The sequence below is a fragment of the Anaerostipes rhamnosivorans genome, from assembly GCF_005280655.1.
Taxonomy (GTDB): domain Bacteria; phylum Bacillota; class Clostridia; order Lachnospirales; family Lachnospiraceae; genus Anaerostipes; species Anaerostipes rhamnosivorans.
Window position 1 is genome coordinate 1834593 of record NZ_CP040058.1, and the last position, 20565, is coordinate 1855157.

The window sequence follows — 20565 nt, forward strand, 5'->3', positions numbered from 1 at the left end:
CCAGATTATCTCTGAAGACAGCAAAAGACAGCAAAAAGCAGCCTTCAATGCTGCTTTTTGCTGTCTTCCAGCCATTCAATAAATCGTCCGGTCAAAAAAGGATCAAACTGCTGTCCAGACCAGCGCTCCAATTCCCTCACGATCTCAGCCTCCGAAAAATGGTGCCTTCCAAACGGAGCATATTTCATACGGTCGTAGGTATCCAGAATCAGGACCATTCTGGATTCCACCGGAATGCTCTCACCGGACAGCCCATAGGGATAGCCGCTGCCGTCCCAGTTTTCATGGTGGTATAAGACAATCTGCGCTTCCTTTTCCATATCCGGTACGGATTTTAAGATCCGGTATCCTGTCTCAGGATGTCGTTTGATCTCCCGTCTCTCGCTCTGTGTCAGACGGCCGTGCTTATTCAGGATTTCATCGGAGATAGAGGCCATTCCAATATCATGGACATAACCAAGCCCCTGTAGAAATGAAATGCGTTTATCTTCCAGACCGAGATAACTCCCGAATCGTTCCAACAGACGGGACATTCTTAAGCAATGCTTATGGATATTAGGATTTCGGTTAAAAAGAGCGTTGAGGATCACATCCAATGTCTCGGACTTTTTCACTGTATTATTTCTGAACTTTTTCCGGTACATCATATCTTCGGCTGCAGACAGTACCGTGTGGAGATCCTGTTCAGGATTGGTTTTTACCGCACAGCCCCAGGAAAAGGACAGACGAATGCCGGAGAGACTGTATTTGGCAACTTGATTCTCCGCATTTTTTAAGAATTTTTCAGCCTCAGCTAATTCTGTATCAGGGAAAAAAGCCACGATCTCATCCCCGCCGATCCGGGCAAAGATATACTTATCTTTGGCATACTTTTTTAATACCTTTGTCACTGTTGTGATGGCACGGTCGCCAAAGGTATGTCCCAGGGAATCGTTGATCATCTTCAGCCGATCCAGATCCATGATCGCGACAGAGAAAGGGAGTTCATCAGCCTTCCCGTGATAGGTCAGATAGTCATTATAAAATGTACGATTGTAAAGCCCTGTCAGGGTATCACGCATACTTCTGTCTTTGATGATCTGCTGCTCCCTTTTCAGCTTAGATACCTCAGTCACGATGCCTGCAAATAATACTTTGGAATCCTCTGAAGCAGATAAAGCCGGACACTCATACCGATTTCCTGTGATGATCACATGAAGGAATCCGCTGCCGGATAAAAGCCTTGCTTCTATAGAGCATGTCTGATTTTTGTTCAAAAGCTGATGGATCATAAAACGGAAGGTCTCCCGGTCTTCCTCCTGTATCAGATCTTGAATGTTCATCCTGCGCCGTTGTTTAAACGGAATCGATACCATACTGCAGAATCGCAGATTTGCATCACATATCTGACCATGTTGATCAAAAACCAGATAACCGGCCGGAGCATTGTGAAAAAGACTCTGGAACCGTTGTTCCTCCTGACGGCTTGCTTTCAGCTGTCTTTCCAGCTTCTCATTGTGTGCTCTGAGCTTTTCATTTTTGGAAGCCAGCTGCTCAATGGATTGTTCTCCTTCTTTCTTTTGTACTTTTATTTCATTCAATTTTTCGGCTGTATGCTGATAACCCCGCCTATTCAAAATAGAAAACTCCCCCTTGCGGTATGTTCAAGCTGTAAATTATTTCTATATGTATGATAGATACCAAGACTATTATATGTTTCCATATTTTAAAATACAACATAATATTTGTATAAAAAAAAGTACGGAAAATTAAATAGACAATTTTCCATACTTTTCGGGTACTTTCCCTCTTTTTTGACTAATTATACAAAACGAAAAGTCAACTGGTCGCTTTCTTCTAAATCCCCTAACAGCCCGAGCTCTTTCATCTTGTCCACGACGGCTTTCGGGGCCTTGGTCCGGTCGCGGAAGTTTTCCATGGAAGTAAACGGCTCTCCCTTGGAGGCCTCCTCTGCTTCCTTGGCAGCCTTCTCCCCCATGCCGTCGATGGCAGAGTAAGGGGGCATGATCCTGCCGTCTATAATCTGGAAGTCTTTGGCCTTTGCACGGTAAATATCCAAAGGCATAAACTCAAATCCTCTGGCGTACATTTCATCGGCGATCTTCATTTCTCTTAAAAGGTCCAGATCGGCATTTTTTACCTCGAATTTAGGTGTGTTCTGTATCTCTTTCATCCTAGTGTTCAGCTTTTCCTTGCCCATGCACATGTCCTCATAGGAAAAGGACTTGGCGCGGATGCTGAAATATGCCGCATAATAAGCCAGAGGATGGAACACTTTAAACCAGGCGATCCGCCACGCCATCATGACATAAGCAACGGCGTGGGCCTTCGGAAACATGTATTTGATCTGTTTACAGGACCAGATGTACCACTCGGGCACGTTTTGGGCTCTCATGGCCTCTTCCTGCTCCGGTTTCAGGCCTTTTCCCTTCCTCACACTCTCCATGATGGTAAAGGACAACGCTTCGTCAAGCCCCTGGTTGATCAGATAGACCATGATATCATCCCTTGTACAGATAGCTGTGGAAATGGCAGCCTCCCCTTCCTCGATCAATTTCTGGGCGTTGCCGAGCCACACGTCCGTTCCATGGGACAGCCCGGATATACGGACCAGGTCAGAGAAACTCTGAGGATTGGTATCCAGGAGCATCTGGATAACAAAGTCCGTTCCGAATTCAGGGATTCCAAGAGATCCAAGCTTTGTTCCTCCAATCTGGTCCGGAGTGATTCCCAGGACTTCTGTGCCATGGAACAGGGCCATGACGGATTCATCATCCAGCGGAATAGACTGGGCGTCAACGCCAGTCAGGTCCTCAAGCCTTCGGATCATGGACGGATCATCATGTCCCAGGATATCCAGCTTTAATAGATTAGAGTCAATGGAGTGGTACTCGTAATGGGTTGTGATGATCGGAGAATTCACATCGTTGGCCGGACGCTGAACCGCGGTAAAATCATAGATCTCTTTGTCGTGGGGAACTACGATAATACCGCCAGGATGCTGTCCTGTGGTCCTCTTGACCCCAGTGCACCCTTTAGCCAGACGTTCAATCTCACATTTGCGTTTTGTGACCTCACGCTCCTCAAGATACTTTAACACATATCCAAACGCGGTCTTCTCCGCAAGAGTTCCGATGGTCCCCGCCCGGTAAGCCTTTCCTTTGCCAAAAATGACCTCCACATAGGCATGGGCTTTGCTCTGGTATTCCCCAGAAAAGTTCAGGTCAATATCCGGTTCCTTGTCTCCCTTGAACCCAAGGAAGGTTTCAAACGGGATGTCATGCCCCTCCTTGTTCATCTTTGCTCCGCACTTAGGGCACACTGCATCCGGCATATCGCAGCCGGACATACCCATCTTTGAGTACTTCCTGACTGCATCTGAGTCAAAGTCCACATAGTAGCATTCAGGACAGATGTAATGGGCCGGGAGCGGGTTTACTTCCGTGATACCGGACATGGTTGCCGCCAGAGAAGAACCTACAGAACCCCTTGAGCCTACCAGATAGCCATGGTCCAGGGAATCCCAAACCAGCTTTTGGGCGATGATATACATCACCGCATAGCCGTTTCCTATGATGGAATTCAGCTCTTTGTCAAGCCTGGTCGTTACGATCTCCGGCAGATCTGGACCGTAGATATCGTGTGCTTTTTTATAACAGATATCCCTTAGATCCTGGTCTGAATTTTCAATGACCGGAGGACATTTGTCCGGATGAATCGGTGAAATATTTTCGATCAGGTCATTTATTTTATTGGGATTGGTTATGACAACCTCCCTGGCCTTGTCGCTGCCCAGATACTCAAACTCGCCTAGCATCTCCTCCGTTGTGCGGAAGTACAGGGGCGGCTGGCTGTCTGCATCCTTAAATCCCTTACCCGCCATGAGGATGGCGCGGTAGATGGAGTCATCAGGGTCCATAAAATGGACATCACAGGTAGCCACCACAAGCTTGTGGAAGGTTTCCCCCAGTTCTACGATCTTGCGGTTGAAATTTCTGATATCCTCAAAGGAATTGACATTTTCATGCCGGGAGGATTCGATCATAAACTGATTGTTCCCCTCCGGCTGGATCTCCAGATAATCATAAAATTCAACGATTTTTGCGATCTCTTCCTCTGAGCGCTGGTCCACGATGGCGCTGTAAAGCTCTCCGGCCTCACACGCCGAACCGATGATCAGTCCGTCCCTGTATTTGTTGATCAGGGACTTGGGCATTCTCGGACGCCGGTTAAAGAAACGGACATGGGACTCTGAGACCAGACGGTTTAAGTTTACCCTTCCCGTATTATTCTTCACTAGGATGATCCCGTGATATGTACGTCCCTTTTTAATAAAATCTTCCGAGCTTGCCACAAATTCGTTCACCTGATCCAGGTTGAAGATCTCTTTTTCCTCCAGCATCTGTATGAACTTGATGAAGATCTTTCCTGTTGCTGTCGCATCATCTACTGCCCGATGGTGGGTTTCCAGTTTAATATTTAAATTTTTGCAGAGGTTATCCAGCGTAAACTTAGCAAGATGCGTCATCAGACTTCTGGAAAGCCCCAGAGTGTCCACGATGGTGGGTTCAAAATTAAGACCCAGCCGCTTTGCGTTCTCATGGATGAATCCGGTGTCAAACCCTGCGTTGTGGGCAACCAGGGAGGAATCACCACAAAACTCAAGAAATCTTGGCAGCACTTCCTCAATGGTATCCGCGTCCATTACCATCTCATCCGTTATAGTAGTCAGCTGGGTGATCTTAAACGGAATTGGGATCTGGGGATTGATAAACTCGCTGAAGGTTTCTGTGATCTCTCCATCGACGACCTTTACGGCCCCGATTTCGATGATACGGTCCGTCTGGCTGTTAAATCCTGTAGTCTCAATATCAAACACAACGTAGTCTGCGCGCAGAGACTGGCCCTTGGACCGGATTGCCAGATCCCCCAGATCATCCACAAAGTATGCCTCCACCCCGTAGATGATCTTAAACGGATCATCCTCCGGCAGCCTTAAGTCCTCATAGGCATGTCTTGCGATAGGAAAGGCCTGGAGAACACCGTGGTCGGTAATGGCAACCGCAGGATGCCCCCACTCGTAGGCCCGGTTTACGATGTCATGTATCTGAACCACGCTGTCATTGTCACTCATAACCGTATGCAGATGAAGCTCCACTCTCTTGTCCAGAGAATGATCCTGCCGTTTTTCCCTGAAATCAGAGATGGCCTTGATGCCCACCACAGATCCCAATGAGATCTCACGGTCAAATTTATCATACATGGCCACCGCTTTTACCCGGTAGAATCCTCCCTTTTTCAGGTCTGTGAGCACTTCCGGCAGCTGCTCATTGCGCACAAAGATCTTGCAGGAGATGGTGTCTGTAAAATCCGTGATATGGAAAATGATGATGGTCTTTTCGTTCCGTATTTCCCTTGTATCCAGATTTATGATCTGTCCGTGGACGACCACTTCCCCGATCTCGTCAAATATATCTTTGATCTCCATCAGATCGCCCTCACAGTTACGACCGTAAAGCAGCGTCGGATCATCCTTAAACTTTGGCTTACGCTTAAACTTGGAATCATAAGAGAATGAGGATTCTTTTTTCTTTTTTCTGGCCTTCTTCTCTTCATCCTGTTCTTTGCTGAGCAGGTCCGCATGTTCTACGATACCCTCGATCTCCTTCTGGAGTTTGTACTGGCTTTCCTTTTTCAGAGACCGGTCCTTTGTCTTGGAAAAATCGAAACCGACCTTGATATCCATGCCAAATTTGTGACGCAGGGCTGACTCAAAATACTCCTTGATCTCCTCGGCTTTGCTCTTGTTCACAAAGGTATTTTCAAATATAAAGGTGACCACGTTGCCGTCGATGGAATAATCCCCTTTTCTGACCACATTAAAAATAACCTCCCCTTTGCCTTTTAACTCAAAGAGGAAGCTCTTCATATAATGTTCAAATAAATACTCCAGGTCATACTGTGCCGAAAGCTGGAAATATTCCTGAAAGCGGATCTTGACATACCGCTTTGAGAAAAGCTGCTCTCTGATCTGCTGTTCCATACGCCATGTATCGATCCTTGGGATCAGATGGTCGCTTGTAAAAGAGATCATAAGCGTATTTTCCGACTTTTTGAACACAACCTGGCGGATGCAGACAGTACAAAACAACTCTTCTACATCCTTTGATACCTTCAGGTCCGGAAAGACCTGGAAAAATTCTTTGGTATTTTCTTTAACGGCCTGCATCTTATTCACCCCAATGCTCCAATTCATATCGAAGGGTATTTAATAGCTCTTCTTCCGGAACTTTGCGGATGACCTGTCCTTTTTTCATCAGAAGCCCTTCTTTGATGCCTCCGGCGATGCCGATATCTGCTTCTTTTGCCTCTCCAGGCCCGTTGACAACACAGCCCATGACCGCAACCTTGATATTTAAATGTTCAAAATCAGCAGCCATGGTCTCTACCTGTCCCGCAAGACTGATCAGATCAATGTTGGTCCTGCCGCAGGTCGGGCAGGAGACAACCTCAATTCCACCGCTTCGCAGTCCCAGCGTCTTTAATATTAGTTTAGCACTGGCAATCTCATTGACCGGATCCCCGGTCAGGGATACACGGACTGTGTCGCCGAGCCCCTGATGGAGAATAATGCCCAGTCCCACCGCGGATTTGATATTTCCACTGTACACGGTTCCGGCTTCGGTGATCCCCACATGGAGAGGATAATCAATCTGTTCGGCCACCAGCTCATAGGCTCTGGCGCACATGAGTACATCGGATGACTTAATGCTGACCACCAGATTATCGTAGTCAAAGGCCTCGATCATACGGACCTTATCCACGGCACTCTCCACCAGGCCTTCTGCGGTGACACCGTGATATTTTTCCACCAGCTCTTTTTCCAGGGAACCACTGTTGACTCCCACCCGGATCGGGATGCTCCGTTCCCTGGCCTTGTCAATGACCGCGCGGATGTTGCCTTCTCCTCCGATATTGCCTGGATTAATCCGGATCTTGTCTGCACCGTGTTCCATGGCCGCAATGGCCAATCTATAGTTAAAATGGATATCGGCAACCAGAGGGATATGAATCTTTTCCTTGATCCTGCCCAGGGCTTCTGCTGCCTCCGGAGTCGGCACCGTACATCTCACAATGTCGCATCCTGCCTTCTCAAGGCTTAAGATCTGCGCTATGGTAGCATTAACGTCTTCCGTCTTTGTATTGGTCATAGACTGGATCAGAACCGGATTGCCGCCTCCGATCTTCCGGTTTCCGATCTGGATGACTCTTGTATTCTCTCTCGTAACCATACTGAGACTCCTTTACAACATAATCTTATAAATATCCTGAAACATGACAAAAATCATAAGGCCCAGCAGCAGAAACAGACCGACCGTGTGAATCGTGGCCTCTACATTTCTGGAAACCGGCTTTTTCCTAATAGCTTCTATGATGAGAAAACATAATCTTCCTCCGTCCAAAGCCGGCAGCGGAAGCAGGTTCATAACACCCAGGTTCGCGCTGATCAAAACCGCAATGCTCAGCATCGTGGAGAGCAGGACGATAAAGCCGTGAGTGGCAGCCTGGTTATACGTATCCCCAACCTGTTTGACAATGCCTACCGGACCTGAGAGATCCTTTAAGGTCAGCTGGCCTGTGACCAATTTCACAACACTCTTTACTGTTACCCGGATCTGGAATCCCACCTCGTGAAATCCATACTCTATGGTCTTAAGGGGATTTAATTTCTGGTAGCCCTCCCACTGGATCCCGATCATATATCTTTTGGCATCTTTATTGTACTGTGGTGTCACAGACAAGTCTCTTTCTTGTCCATCCCGTCTTACCGTGATCGGCACCTGGCCTCCCTTGTAATCCAGAATAAAATAATAGGACAACTCCCTGTTGTTGTAAATCCTCTTGCCATTTACCTTCACCACCTGGTCTCCGGACTTAATCCCGGATTCCAATGCCGGTGAATTTTCAGTCACTTTGGCTACATTGGGCAAATCCGCTCCTGATATACCAACCATAATGACCGCAAGGATCAGGGCAAAGATAAAGTTAAAGAATGGGCCGGCAAAGATAACCGCCATTCTGGCCCATACGGATTTGTTCCCGAATGCGTCTGCCTCCGGCCGGTCCTCGTCCTCTCCCATCATACATGCCCCTCCGAACGGGAGCAGCTTAATAGAATAATAGGTTTCCCCTACCTGTTTCCCAAATAAGGTGGGACCAAGGCCGATACAGAATTCGTCCACACGGATGCCGTTCTTTTTTGCCACGGAAAAGTGTCCCAGCTCATGTACAATGATAATAATACCAAAGATTAAGATTGCAATAACAATATTCAAGTAATTACCTGCTTTCTATGAATTCATATACCCATTGCTCTGTTTCCAGTACCTCCTCAAGGGATGGATTCTCTATCACATGATGTGCATTCATCGCATCTTCAATCAGCTGATATATCTCAAGAAATGATATCTCTTCCTGTAAAAACAATGCTACAGCCTTTTCATTTGCAGCGTTCAGCACAGTCGGCATAGAACCTCCGGTCCGTCCTGCATCATATGCAAAAGAAAGCCCTTTTAGAACATCCGTGGGCGGCTCTTCAAAAGAAATACTTCCCAATGCGGCAAAATCTAAACGTTCTCCCGGAAGAAATCTGCGCTCCGGATAAAATAAAGCGTACTGGATCGGAAGCTTCATGTCCGGAGTACCCAGCTGGGCTTTGACCCCTCCGTCCTTGAACTGCACCATGGAATGGATGATACTCTGTGGCTGGACCACCACTTTGATCTGTTCAAAGTCCACCCCGAACAGCCAGCGGGCCTCAATCACTTCCAGTCCCTTGTTGACCAGAGTAGCCGAATCTATGGTGATCTTTTTTCCCATAGACCAGTTTGGGTGTTTTAAAGCATCTTCTAGTGTAACTGCCGTAAGTTCCTTTTGTGTCTTCTTACGAAACGGTCCCCCGGATGCGGTGATGATCAGGGAATCCACTTCTTTTGCGTCCTCTCCCTGAAGACACTGGAAGATGGCGGAATGTTCGCTGTCCACCGGCAAAATAGAAACTCCGTATTGCTCCGCCATCGGCATGATCAGATGCCCTGCAGTCACCAGGGTCTCTTTGTTGGCAAGGGCAATATCCTTTTTTGCCTGGATAGCGGCAATGGTAGGCCTGATGCCAATCATACCCACCACCGCAGTGACAACCAGGGAACAGGAGGGTTCCACAGCCGCCTCCACCAGTCCTTCTGGACCGGAGAATACCTTTACATCCAGATCGCTGACACGCAGACGCAGTTCATCTGCACTCTGCCTGTCATATAGTACCGCAATGCGCGGATGAAACTCCCTGATCTGCTGTTCCAGCAACGTTACGTTGCTTCCGGCTGCCAAAGCCGTCACCGCGAGATCCTCATTTGCCCGTACAAGCTCTAGCGTCTGGGTACCTATGGACCCGGTAGAGCCAATGATGGAAATAAACTTCACTACATTGTGCCTCCTGAGATCATCATTGTCAGATAATAAATAACCGGAGCAATCAATATGATGCTGTCAAACCGGTCTAAAATACCGCCGTGTCCCGGAATCAGAGTCCCAAAATCCTTGATCTTGGAATCCCTTTTGATAGCGGACGCAGCCAGATCGCCGATGACAGAGATCGCAGCTCCGACACCGCAGATGATACCAAACATCATCATCGGATTAAAATTGAAGCGGATCTTTGTCTTCAGATAAATGCCGTAAGCGGCTCCTAAAATAACAGCGCCCACAATACCGCCGATCAGTCCCTCAATACTCTTCTTAGGACTTAATTCCGGCGTCATCTTATGCTTTCCGATCAGCATGCCGGTGCAGTAGGCAAGAGTGTCATTTCCCCATGCGGCAAGGAACAGAAGTACAATAAATTCTCCTCCGTTTTGTCCTACACGCAGCTGATAAATATAAGAAAGCATAACGCTTACATAGACAAATCCAAAAAAGCAGGCCATAACCTGGTTCATGTGGTATTTCGGAAAACGGATCACATAACATCCCAATAGAAAAATCATAAATAAAATGATAATGGATGTAGACCATTGTCCCAGATCAAAAAATAATGCTGCGTAGTAAAGAATCGTTCCCGTATATCCCAGGACTGCAAGAGATGACTTTTCGATCTGAAAAATTTTTAGGATCTCATTGTAGCCGATCAATGCCACGATCGCCGTTAAAAATAAAGTTACTATTCCTCCAAGGTAAAGCCCAAGGACAGTGACTGCTACCAAAGCAATTCCGCTGATAAGTCTCTGTTTAAACATAAGTCTATATTCCTCCAAATCTCCGTTCTCTTCCGTTGTAGTACTCAACAGCCTTTTTCAGTTCTTTTTTGTTAAAATCAGGCCAGAGCACATCGGTAAAATAAAACTCTGTGTAGGCCAGCTGCCAAAGCATGAAATTCGACAACCTCTGCTCCCCGCTGGTACGGATCATCAAATCTGGTTCCGGAATTCCTTTGGTGTCCAGATATCCCGCAAACACTTCCTCTGTGATCCCTTCTTTTTTTAACGTTCCGGAAAGAAGGTCATCTGCCATCCTCTTCATAGCCCGGATCATCTCATCCCGGCTGCCATAGTTTAAGGCAATGGTAAAATTAATGCCTGTGTTGTCTTTGGATGCCTCCTCCAGCTGTGCGATCTTTTCGCGGAGATCATCAGTCAGCCCGGTCACATCGCCGATGACCCGGACCCTCATATTATTCTTATTTGCTCTTTTGATACAGGTCTTTAAATAATCTCTCAAGAGCTTCATCAAGGCATCCACCTCATCCTTCGGACGCTTCCAGTTCTCTGTGGAAAAAGCATAGACCGTCAGATATTTGATTCCCATATCATATGCGTCCTCGATGATCCTCTCCACAGTCTTGCTGCCCTGCGCATGCCCCATATTCCGGGGAAGAAATCTCTTTTTTGCCCATCTCCCATTGCCGTCCAGAATGATCGCCACATGCTCCGGCACCCTCATTGACTCCATAGAACACCTCCGTTACATCCATTTACAAAGCGGACCAATCCGCCTCCACTCATTGAAAAAACAGGGCCGACTCAAGCCAGCCCTGCAGCTTATCTTTGTTATACTGTCATGATCTCTTTTGATTTTGCCTCCACAGCATCGTCAATCTTCTTGATGTATACGTCCGTGAGCTTCTGAACTTCCGTTTCCTGGTCCTTGAGCTGGTCGTCGTTTAATTCATTGGACTTGTTCATCTTTTTCAACTCATCGTTGGCGTCTCTGCGGATATTTCGGACAGCAACCTTAGCATTCTCTCCACGTTTCTTGATGTCCTTCGCAAGATCTTTTCTGCGCTCTTCCGTAAGTTCCGGGAAGTTTAAGCGGACAGCAGATCCGTCATTGTTGGGGGTAATCCCAATGTCAGACATCATAATGGCTTTTTCGATCTCACCGAGCAGATTCGGTTCCCAAGGCTGAATCAGAATTGTCCTTGCCTCCGGGACAGATACATTACCCACCTGCTGGATCGGAGTCGGAACTCCGTAATAATCCACTGTGACTTTGTCTAAAACGTGGGGATTGGCACGTCCGGCACGAATTGCCATAAACTCTGTTGTCATACTCTCATATGATTTCTGCATCTTTTCTTCAAATTTCTTTAACATCTTTCTTCCTCCTATTATTTAAACGGTCACATAGGTACCGTTAAATTCTCCTTTTAATAGATTGGCAATGCTGTCTGGCTCATTGAGACCGAAGACCGCAAGGGGCATCTTATTCTCCAGACACATGATAGTCGCGGTCAAGTCCACTACCGCAAGCTTTTGGTCTAAAACTTCATCTAACGTAATGGAATCGTATTTTTGGGCCTCTGGATTGACGGCGGGATCGCTGTCATAGACACCGTCAATAGACTTAGCCAGAAGGATCGCGTCAGCTTCAATCTCCACGGCACGAAGAGCAGTGGCCGTATCGGTAGAAAAATACGGATGTCCAGTTCCGCCTGCAAAAAAGGCGATTTTCCCTTCTTCCATGGCTTTAACTGCCTTGTCCTTGGAAAACAGCTCTGTGAAGGAGCCGCACACAAACGGGGTGAACACCTCAGTGTCAAGTCCGGCAGTGCGGAAAGCGTCCGCTACATAAATACAGTTCATCACAGTGGCCAGCATGCCGATCTGGTCCGCCTTGGTGCGTTCCATGTTCTCACTGGTGCGCCCGCGCCAGAAATTTCCGCCGCCGATGACAATGGAGATCTGAAGTCCCTGGTCAGAAAGGGCCTTCACCTGTCTTGCCACATCCATGCAGGTGGCTTCATCAAAACCGGTCTTTTTATCCCCTGCAAGGGCTTCACCGCTTAGTTTTAAAAGAACTCTCTTCATATCCTTTATATCGTTCATGAACATACCTCATCTATCGTATTTTTCTGTTTCTCTCTGATGAATTATAGCATAAACAATAGCAAAGGACAACTGAAAATCAGCTGCCCGGATCTATGACTTTCCTACAGAGTTTCACTGTCCAATATGACGGTAAAAGGCCCGTCATTGGTCAGGCTCACTTCCATCTCCGCACCGAAAATTCCCGTTTCCACCCTGGGAATTATAGCCCTGCACTGAGCAATGATATATTCATACAGTTCTTCAGCCAGATCCGGTTTTCCTGCATTGGTAAAGGAAGGCCGGTTGCCTTTTTTACAGTCCGCATAGAGTGTAAACTGGGAGATAAGCAGCAGACTGCCGTCCACATCCTTAAGGGAAAGATTTGTCTTTCCGTCTGCATCGTCAAAGATTCTAAGCCCTGTCATCTTCTTGACCAGCTTATCCGCCGTATTCCTCGTGTCGCCGTGGCCCACCCCGATCAGAACAAGAAATCCTTTCTCAATGCTGCCCACTGTCTTTTGATCCACGTCAACCTTGGCGCGGCTGACTCTCTGTATCACAAATTTCATAATGTCCCTCTTTCCATTAAGATCCGAAGATTCTTTCCGTGATTTCTTCTGCTTTTGTATAAATCCTTTCCGGTTCTTCCCCGATAAAGAATTCCCCGTCCTCATAGAGAATGTTTCCCGCGACCATAGCAAGGCGCACATTCTGCTTGCTTCCGCTATAGACAAGGTTCTTCGTCAAGTTATGAAACGGCCTCATGTTGGGCTGGTTTACATCGATGAGGATCAAATCCGCCTGCTTTCCCTCGCTGAGGGTATCACAGTCTGCAAGGCCCATGGCGGCCGCACCACCTAAGGTAGCCATTTTAAGCACCTCATCGGCATCGGTGACAGAGGCATCATTCTCCCGGTACTTGGATAATCCGGTCACCAAAAACATCTCCCGGAACATATCCAGACAGTTGTTGCTGGCAGGACCGTCTGTTCCGATCGCCAAAGGAATCCCCATATCCATCATCTGCCTCACCGGGGCGATACCGCTGGCAAGCTTTAGATTGGATGCAGGGTTTGTGATGACAAAGACACCTCTTTTCTTTAAGATTTCCAAGTCCTCTGTCTCCATATGGACACAGTGAAAGCAGCCTCCGCCGTGCTGAAACAGATCCAGACTGTCCAGATAGGCTGTGGGCGTCATGCCGGTGCGTTCCCTGCAGGACAGAACTTCTGGCTGACCTTCCGAACTGTGGGTATAGACTGGTGCCTTATATTTGCTGGAAAGTGCGGCCACACAGCGCAGATTTTCTCTGGAGGTTGTATACTCTGCATGAAAACCAAGCTGAAAGCTGATCAAACTTCCAGGCTGATTGTATCTCTGGTACCACTCCTCCATCTGTTCGACCGACTGGGAAAAATCATTCATCGCGCCGCAGAGTACGGTCCTGAATCCACAGTCCCTTGACGCCTGCGCAATGGTATCAGGAGTCAGGTACATATCAAAGTTGGCTGTAATTCCGCTGGTTAGATATTCCATGACCGCAAGCTTAGACAGATGATAAATATCCTCAGGTGTAAGCTTTGCCTCCCACGGAAATACCTGCTTGTTCAGCCATTGGAGCAGCGGCAGGTCATCTGCATGGGAGCGGAGAAAGGTCATGGCAGAATGGGTATGTGCATTCTTAAATCCAGGCATAATCAGCCCACCCCTGGCATCGATAGATCTCTCCCACTGAAGCCCTGACAAATACTGGCCGGAAACCTTTTCTCCTGCATATGCAATGCGGGAATCCTCGACCCAGACTTCTCCGTCCAGGAACTTCATCCCGTTTTCTAGCGTAAGAACTTTACCATTATAGATCCGTATCATCAGGATACCTCCTTTGGCAATTTCTCCTGTCCGGTCACAGCAGCTCTGCGATCCCCGTGACGGCGGCATGGATTAATGCCTTAAACTGAGGTGCCGCTTTGTCCGCTGTCTCCTGGACTTCTTCATGGGAAAGAGGTTTCATGGTGATACCGGCCCCCGGATTGGTGATACAGGAAATTCCGCAGATTTTCATGCCCATATGTTTTGCCGCAACCGCCTCACAGGCAGTGCTCATACCCACCGCGTCAGCCCCCAGGATTCTGCACATCTTGATCTCCTGGGGAGATTCAAAATTCGGACCGCTCAGCTGAACATAAATTCCCTCTTTCAAATCAATATTCAGTTTTCTTGCCGCTTTCAACAGAACATCCTGAAATCTGTCATTGTAGATTCCTGTCATGTCGCAGAATCGTTCTCCCAGCTTCTCCAGATTCGGTCCGATCAGCGGTGACGGGACAAAGGTAGAGATCTGGTCCGTGATCATCATAAAATCACCAGCATCAAACTCATCGTTGACTCCTCCTGCTGCATTGGTAAGGATCAGGGCTTTAGCGCCCATCATCTTCATCAGGCGGATTGGCAGGACCACATCGGTCATATCATAGCCTTCATAATAATGGACCCTTCCCTGCATGATCACTACGGGTACCTTCTCTATATATCCGAAGATAAACCTTCCCTTGTGGCCTTCCACGGTAGACACTGGGAAACCGGGAAGATCACGGTAATCCACCACAGTTTCGATCTGGATCTCCTCGGCATAATCTCCGAGTCCTGACCCAAGCACAATGGCTACCAAAGGCTTAAAATCTGTTTTTTCCTGCATGCTCTCATAGCATTGCTGTAATTTTTCATAAACCGCATTCATCACGGTCCCTCCTTTATGAAATCAAATCTATTTTATATTCTGTTCCATGTTCTGACAGCCATTTCTTCTGCTGTTTATAATCCGGCATATACCGTGCCACAACCTGGTAAAATGCCGGGGAGTGATTCATGACCTTTAAATGGGAAAGCTCATGGACCACAACATATTCAAGTACCTTCCGGGGCATCAGGATCAGTTTCCAGTTAAAATTCAAATTGCCTTTGCTGCTTGCGCTGCCCCAGCGTGTCTTCTGCTCCCGGATCGTTATTTTCTTGTAAGAAACGCCCATCCGTCTGGCATACAGTCTGCACAGCTGTGTAATCACAGACCTTGCCTCCTGGATATAGTCTTCCCGTTCCTCTGCCGTCATACGGAAGATCTTTTGGTTTTTTTCTCTTTCCCCAGCCTTCTTTACATGATGTGCGATCCAATCTTGCTTTTCTTGCAAAAACCTGGTGATCTCACTCTTTGGGAAATTCCGGGGCGCCCGGACGACAACTCTGCCGTCGAAAGCCACGGAGACCGCCAGGGTTTTTCTCTTGCTGTAGACTACCTCGTAGGCTAATGCCTGTTCCACCGGTAATACACCCCTTCCATCCAGGCTTTGGATGCCGCAAAGTATTCCCGGAGCCTGTCTTTATGCCTGTTTCGGTAGATCATGGAATCCACGATGATGCCATGGGCATCTAGACCCGCTGTCTCTGCCAGATAGTCTGTTCTTGGGATGTAGAGCTTTTGTGTACATACATAAAATGTCTTCCCCTGGAATGCGGACTGGGTATTCTTCATCGTTTGAAATGTGTCAAATCCGTTCCGGTCCTCATACAGTTTATCTTCGGGAAACCCTCTTAGAAGTAGATACATCTTCATGAATTTTACTTCTCTGGCCGTACCCGAAACTAAAATGCAGCTTCCTATTCCTGAGCGGTAAAGCCGCAACGCTCCGTCTAAGCGGTCTTTTAACTGCGCTCCGATGACACCGTTTTTCACAAGGGCACCGGGAACAAGGATTCCATCCCGCTTTTTTAGTGCCTCACAAAAGAAGACATCCGGCACCGCCCGTTTCTGCTTTCCGTGAAGCTTTCGGTAAGCAAAGAAAGAAAATACGGCAGGCAGGAGCCCCGAAAGGAGCCAGGGCCATATTCGTTTTTTTCTATGATTCATCTGTCTGCTCCTTACTGGCTTTCCTCTTGATCTTGTTCCTGCTGCTGGGATGTGGTCGGCTGCTGTTCCGTGGTCGTAGGTTTTGGCGCTTCTGTCTTCTGTGTCGCCGTTGTTGTCTTCTGACGTTCTGTGGTAGTCTTATGGTGCTGTTTCCGTGTGGTGGATTTCTGCCGGGCAGTGGTTGTACTGCGGTATCTCGTTGCGGTACTGTTCGTGTGATCCTCCGGCGTCTGCCCATCCTCTGAATAAGTTGTATCCTCATCGGACGCATCCTCTGTGGAGGTCTCCGTTGTTGCCTTCTCTTTCTTATCCTTTTTAAGGCCGCCGGAAAATGCCACAACGATCACCATACAAATGATCACAGCCACTGTCCCGAAGATCAGTGCGATCATATTTTTTTTGCTGATATGCATTGTCCTATCTCCTGTTCTTATATTCGTTCCTGTATTATTTTTATTCTTTATGCCGTCTTCATTATAAAAGAGGAATGGTAGTGTGTCAAATTTTACTAAAAAGAAATTAATTCATATCAATTCGCTGGGAATTATGTAGAATCTTTTTCAGTTGGTATATTTGACTTGTAAAATGGATTTTTGGATATTATACTATTAGAGAAATCACATTGACAAAAAATAATCAAAATAAGTTAAGGGGATGAAATCATGTACTGCACAAAAAATATTACAGATGATTTATATTGGATCGGCGGCAACGACAGAAGGCTCGCCCTTTTTGAAAACATTTTTCCTGTGCCAAATGGTGTTTCCTACAACGCCTATGTACTGTTAGATGAAAAGACAGTACTTTTGGATACAGTGGACAAGGCTGTAGGAGAACAGTTTTTTGAAAACCTCACTCACGTGCTGGGAGAACGGGATCTGGATTATGTAATCATCAACCACATGGAGCCTGACCACTGTGCCATGTTAAAGGAAGTTATATTCCGCTATCCGAAAGTCCAGGTCGTGTGCAATGCCAAAACAGCGGACATTATCAAACAATTTTTCAAAATTGAAACTGACGCACTTATCGTAAAAGAAAACGATACTCTGTGTACAGGAAAGCATACCTTCACCTTCCTCATGGCGCCGATGGTCCACTGGCCGGAAGTCATGGTCACCTATGATACCACGGATAAGGTTCTGTATTCCGCAGACGCTTTCGGTACTTTCGGGGCGATCAACGGCAATCTGTTTGCAGACGAAGTGGATTTTGAGACGAAGTGGCTGGACGATGCGAGAAGATATTACACAAATATCGTAGGAAAATACGGAGCACAGGTTCAGGCTCTGTTAAAGAAGGCATCCAAGGTAGATATTGAGATGATCTGCCCGCTTCACGGACCAGTATGGCGCACAAACATTGGATGGTTTGTTGAGAAATACCAGAAATGGAGCACCTACGAGCCGGAAGACCAGGGCGTGATGATCGCCTATGCATCTATCTACGGCAATACTGAGAACGCTGCCAATGTACTGGCCTCCCGCCTGGCCGACAAGGGGCTTAAGAATATTGCTATGTACGATGTATCCGTGACCCATCCATCTGTGGTCGTATCTGAGGCGTTCCGCGCAAGCCATCTTGTATTTGCCTCCCCGACATACAACGGCGGCATCTTCCCGAACATGGAAACTGTGCTGTTAGACTTAAAAGCACATAACCTCCAGAAACGTACCGTTGCTTTCATGCAAAACGGTACATGGGCTGCCACTTCCGGAAGACAGATGAATGAAATGATATCCGGTATGAAAGAAATGACAGTTCTAGAGCCAGCTATCACGATCAAATCCGCATTAAATGACAACCAGTCAGAAGAAATTGACGCAATGGTTGATGCAATTTTAGACTCAATGGAATTATAAAGATACGTAAAAAAGAAGCTTTTGGAATCCATTTTACTTCCAAAAGCTTCTTTTTTATTCTTTCATCCGCCGATCTGTGACATCCTGCGGCTGTCTGCCCCTTCATCCAGACCCTGCTCTGAAAAGCGGTGCTTTTCAGGTTTCTCCATGACAGCCTCTGCGATGAGTTGTGAAAGTTCCTGTCTTGACACCCCGGAACGCAGAGGTTCTCTCAGCGATATGCCGCGGCTGTAGTACAGACATGGTTTTAAACATCCTTCTGGTGTCAGCCGGATCCTGTTACACTGCTGACAGAAATTGCAGTGAACCGCATCGATGAACCCGACAAATCCGAGAAATCCCGGGATCTTAAAATACCTGGCCGGTCCGTTGCCCCGCTTGTGTTTTGTCTCCTCGATACCGGTGTACCGGGTATGGAGAATGTTCAGGATCTCATCGCCGCTCATTCCGGTAAACTGCCTGCCATAGCCGATGGGCATCATCTCAATAAAACGGACATCCACCGGTTTTTGCCTCCCAATCTCCAGTAAATCAAAGATCTCATTGTCATTGATCCCCTTAATGATGACACAGTTGAGCTTGGTTTTCAGTCCCATATCTGCAGATCTTAGAACTGCGGACAAGACTGTTTCTGCCCCGTCTGTCCCTGTAATCTTTTGATATTTCTCCCTGTCCATCGTATCCAGGCTGATGTTGATACCGTCGATTCCTACAGCCTTCAGACGTTCAAGATAAGGCTCCAGCAGCAGTCCGTTGCTTGTGATTGTCACCTGTTTTACACCTGGAAGAAGCTTCAGGCGCTCTATAAAGGATACTGCATCTTTTCTCACCAGAGGTTCTCCGCCGGTGATCTTAAACTTGCAGATTCCCAGATCCACGGCACTTTCGCACACGCTTAATAATTCCTCATAGCTCAGGACCTCTGCATGTTCCACTGCCGGGATATCCTGGGGCATACAATACCTGCATCTTAAATTACACCGGTCAGTGACGGAAATCCTCATGTAGTCAATATTCCGTCCGTAGATATCGTTCATCACTGTATCCTTTCTATTTTAAAAACAGGTGAAGCAGCCTGTCCTTCTTCTTTTGATATGGATGGTAGCGTATTGGAAGATCCATCCATGTAGATTTTTTTACAATACTTTTTCTGTGGCTGAAGGTCCAGAACCCATACTCACCGTGATAAGCCCCCATGCCGCTCTCTCCCACTCCTCCAAATCCCATATGAGAAGTAGCCAAGTGTATGACCGTATCGTTGACACAGCCGCCTCCAAAGGACAGATTTCTGAGGACCCACCGTTCCATATTTCTATTTTCGGTAAACAGGTAGAGAGCCAGCGGTTTTTCCATTGCCTTGATATACTCTGCTGCCTCAGAGATATTTTGATAAGAAATGACAGGAAGTACCGGCCCAAAGATTTCTTCCTGCATGACCGGCGACTCCCAGGCAACTCCGGGCAGGATGGATGGGGCAATCTTTAACGTCTCCCTGCATCCGTATCCCCCGCAGGCAGCGGTTTCTCCCTCCATCAGTTTCATAACCCGCTCATAATGCTTAACATTGACCATTCTGGGATAGTCAGAGTTTAAAAGCGGATCATCTCCCAGCATCCTGCGGATCCACTGAACCATCTCTTTTACAAGGCGGTCTTTTACAGATTCGTGTACCAAGATATAATCCGGCGCAACACAGGTCTGTCCGCTATTTAAAAGCTTGCCGAACACGATCCTCTTTGCTGCCAGTGATAAATCAGCCGTGGAATCTACGATACAGGGACTTTTGCCTCCCAGCTCCAGGGTCACCGGAGTCAGATGGACTGCCGCCTTTTCCATAACCACCTTGCCCACGGCTTTACTTCCGGTAAAAAATATATGGTCAAACTTCTCTGAGAGAAGCTGCTGGTTTTCTTCTCTTCCGCCCTCCACAACAGCCACAAAACCTGGCGGAAAGGCTTCTTCTACAATCCGCCGGATCATTCTGGATACCGCCGGCGCATCCTTGGACGGTTTCAGGACGCAGCAATTTCCTGCGGCAATGGCTCCGATCAAAGGCGCCAGGGTCAACAGAAGGGGATAGTTCCATGGGGATATGATCAATGCCACCCCAAGAGGCTCTGCGGCTTCAAAGCTTTTGGCGTGAAACTGAGACAGAGGAGTGGGCTTTCTTTTCAGCCTCATCCAGCTCTTCAGATGCTTTTTGGCATATCCCAGCTCACTGAGCACCAGTCCAGTCTCAGTCATATAGGATTCAAATCCACACTTATTGAGATCCTTTTTCAGTGCGTACTCCAGCTGCTTTTGATTCCTTCGCAGGGCCTGTTCCAGACGGCAGAGAGCTTTTATCCGAAAGGCATACGGCCGTGTTCTCCCTGTATCATAAAAATTCCTTTGAAGTTTTACCAATCTGTCAATAGTCATAACAAACCCTCTCTGATAT

At 47.3% G+C, this 20565-nt stretch carries 18 protein-coding genes; 1 reads left to right on the forward strand and 17 read right to left on the reverse strand.

Going from position 1 to position 20565, the window contains the following annotated elements:
• Nucleotides 1-44: 44 nt before the first annotated feature.
• The 15 genes from AR1Y2_RS09100 to AR1Y2_RS09170 form a co-directional block, all read right to left on the reverse strand.
• Nucleotides 45-1616 (reverse strand): sensor domain-containing diguanylate cyclase/phosphohydrolase, encoded by a 1572-nt coding sequence (locus AR1Y2_RS09100; RefSeq protein ID WP_243118716.1) that lies wholly within the window; start codon nt 1614-1616, stop codon nt 45-47.
• 185 nt (nt 1617-1801) lie between these two features.
• Entirely contained in the window at nt 1802-6229 is a 4428-nt protein-coding gene (locus AR1Y2_RS09105) for a PolC-type DNA polymerase III (protein ID WP_175403708.1), read from the reverse strand.
• Nucleotide 6230: 1 nt separating this feature from the next.
• Nucleotides 6231-7292, reverse strand: a complete 1062-nt coding sequence (gene ispG / locus AR1Y2_RS09110; protein WP_137328679.1) for a flavodoxin-dependent (E)-4-hydroxy-3-methylbut-2-enyl-diphosphate synthase — start codon at nt 7290-7292, stop codon at nt 6231-6233.
• A 12-nt stretch (nt 7293-7304) separates the two neighbouring features.
• Nucleotides 7305-8336, reverse strand: a complete 1032-nt coding sequence (gene rseP / locus AR1Y2_RS09115; protein WP_137328680.1) for an RIP metalloprotease RseP — start codon at nt 8334-8336, stop codon at nt 7305-7307.
• Between the two features lie 4 nt (nt 8337-8340).
• Nucleotides 8341-9480 (reverse strand): 1-deoxy-D-xylulose-5-phosphate reductoisomerase, encoded by a 1140-nt coding sequence (locus AR1Y2_RS09120; RefSeq protein WP_137328681.1) that lies wholly within the window; start codon nt 9478-9480, stop codon nt 8341-8343.
• On the reverse strand, nt 9480-10292 hold the full coding sequence (locus AR1Y2_RS09125) for a phosphatidate cytidylyltransferase (RefSeq protein WP_137328682.1): 813 nt from the start codon (nt 10290-10292) through the stop codon (nt 9480-9482). The genes AR1Y2_RS09120 and AR1Y2_RS09125 overlap by 1 nt, the downstream gene beginning before the upstream one ends.
• Nucleotides 10293-10296: 4 nt before the next feature.
• Nucleotides 10297-10995 carry an isoprenyl transferase gene (locus AR1Y2_RS09130; protein ID WP_137330236.1) on the reverse strand — a complete coding sequence of 233 codons (699 nt, stop codon included), beginning with the start codon at nt 10993-10995 and terminating at the stop codon, nt 10297-10299.
• 107 nt (nt 10996-11102) lie between these two features.
• Nucleotides 11103-11648: a ribosome recycling factor gene (frr, locus tag AR1Y2_RS09135; RefSeq protein WP_137328683.1), complete on the reverse strand. Its 546-nt coding sequence runs from the start codon at nt 11646-11648 to the stop codon at nt 11103-11105.
• An 18-nt stretch (nt 11649-11666) separates the two neighbouring features.
• A complete protein-coding gene (pyrH, locus tag AR1Y2_RS09140) occupies nt 11667-12362 on the reverse strand; it encodes a UMP kinase (protein ID WP_137330237.1) in 696 nt (231 codons plus the stop codon).
• Between the two features lie 122 nt (nt 12363-12484).
• A complete protein-coding gene (gene dtd / locus AR1Y2_RS09145) occupies nt 12485-12931 on the reverse strand; it encodes a D-aminoacyl-tRNA deacylase (RefSeq protein WP_137328684.1) in 447 nt (148 codons plus the stop codon).
• Nucleotides 12932-12947: 16 nt separating this feature from the next.
• A complete protein-coding gene (locus AR1Y2_RS09150; protein WP_137328685.1) occupies nt 12948-14231 on the reverse strand; it encodes an amidohydrolase in 1284 nt (427 codons plus the stop codon).
• Nucleotides 14232-14265: 34 nt separating this feature from the next.
• Entirely contained in the window at nt 14266-15099 is an 834-nt protein-coding gene (locus AR1Y2_RS09155; RefSeq protein ID WP_137328686.1) for a purine-nucleoside phosphorylase, read from the reverse strand.
• Between the two features lie 13 nt (nt 15100-15112).
• Nucleotides 15113-15676, reverse strand: a complete 564-nt coding sequence (locus AR1Y2_RS09160) for a M48 family metallopeptidase (RefSeq protein ID WP_137328687.1) — start codon at nt 15674-15676, stop codon at nt 15113-15115.
• Nucleotides 15661-16263: a SanA/YdcF family protein gene (locus tag AR1Y2_RS09165; RefSeq protein ID WP_137328688.1), complete on the reverse strand. Its 603-nt coding sequence runs from the start codon at nt 16261-16263 to the stop codon at nt 15661-15663. The genes AR1Y2_RS09160 and AR1Y2_RS09165 overlap by 16 nt, the downstream gene beginning before the upstream one ends.
• An 11-nt stretch (nt 16264-16274) precedes the next feature.
• Nucleotides 16275-16676, reverse strand: a complete 402-nt coding sequence (locus AR1Y2_RS09170; protein WP_137328689.1) for a hypothetical protein — start codon at nt 16674-16676, stop codon at nt 16275-16277.
• Between the two features lie 249 nt (nt 16677-16925).
• Here AR1Y2_RS09170 and AR1Y2_RS09175 point away from each other — a divergent pair, with 249 nt between their 5' ends.
• Nucleotides 16926-18125: an FprA family A-type flavoprotein gene (locus AR1Y2_RS09175; protein WP_137328690.1), complete on the forward strand. Its 1200-nt coding sequence runs from the start codon at nt 16926-16928 to the stop codon at nt 18123-18125.
• A 62-nt stretch (nt 18126-18187) separates the two neighbouring features.
• On the opposite strand, the gene moaA is transcribed toward AR1Y2_RS09175, so the two are convergent.
• A complete protein-coding gene (moaA, locus tag AR1Y2_RS09180; protein ID WP_137328691.1) occupies nt 18188-19162 on the reverse strand; it encodes a GTP 3',8-cyclase MoaA in 975 nt (324 codons plus the stop codon).
• Between the two features lie 13 nt (nt 19163-19175).
• Nucleotides 19176-20546 carry an aldehyde dehydrogenase gene (locus AR1Y2_RS09185; protein WP_137328692.1) on the reverse strand — a complete coding sequence of 457 codons (1371 nt, stop codon included), beginning with the start codon at nt 20544-20546 and terminating at the stop codon, nt 19176-19178.
• Between the last annotated feature and the right edge of the window lie 19 nt (nt 20547-20565).

Bases quoted from the DNA above. Each gene is read 5' to 3' on its own strand.
- AR1Y2_RS09105 (WP_175403708.1), bottom strand. From the start codon at position 6,229: ATGCAGGCCGTTAAAGAAAATACCAAAGAATTTTTCCAGGTCTTTCCG.
- ispG (WP_137328679.1), bottom strand. From the start codon at position 7,292: ATGGTTACGAGAGAGAATACAAGAGTCATCCAGATCGGAAACCGGAAG.
- AR1Y2_RS09125 (WP_137328682.1), bottom strand. From the start codon at position 10,292: ATGTTTAAACAGAGACTTATCAGCGGAATTGCTTTGGTAGCAGTCACT.
- AR1Y2_RS09130 (WP_137330236.1), bottom strand. From the start codon at position 10,995: ATGAGGGTGCCGGAGCATGTGGCGATCATTCTGGACGGCAATGGGAGA.
- frr (WP_137328683.1), bottom strand. From the start codon at position 11,648: ATGTTAAAGAAATTTGAAGAAAAGATGCAGAAATCATATGAGAGTATG.
- pyrH (WP_137330237.1), bottom strand. From the start codon at position 12,362: ATGAAGAGAGTTCTTTTAAAACTAAGCGGTGAAGCCCTTGCAGGGGAT.
- dtd (WP_137328684.1), bottom strand. From the start codon at position 12,931: ATGAAATTTGTGATACAGAGAGTCAGCCGCGCCAAGGTTGACGTGGAT.
- AR1Y2_RS09150 (WP_137328685.1), bottom strand. From the start codon at position 14,231: ATGATACGGATCTATAATGGTAAAGTTCTTACGCTAGAAAACGGGATG.
- AR1Y2_RS09155 (WP_137328686.1), bottom strand. From the start codon at position 15,099: ATGAATGCGGTTTATGAAAAATTACAGCAATGCTATGAGAGCATGCAG.
- AR1Y2_RS09165 (WP_137328688.1), bottom strand. From the start codon at position 16,263: ATGAATCATAGAAAAAAACGAATATGGCCCTGGCTCCTTTCGGGGCTC.
- AR1Y2_RS09170 (WP_137328689.1), bottom strand. From the start codon at position 16,676: ATGCATATCAGCAAAAAAAATATGATCGCACTGATCTTCGGGACAGTG.
- AR1Y2_RS09175 (WP_137328690.1), top strand. From the start codon at position 16,926: ATGTACTGCACAAAAAATATTACAGATGATTTATATTGGATCGGCGGC.
- moaA (WP_137328691.1), bottom strand. From the start codon at position 19,162: ATGAACGATATCTACGGACGGAATATTGACTACATGAGGATTTCCGTC.
- AR1Y2_RS09185 (WP_137328692.1), bottom strand. From the start codon at position 20,546: ATGACTATTGACAGATTGGTAAAACTTCAAAGGAATTTTTATGATACA.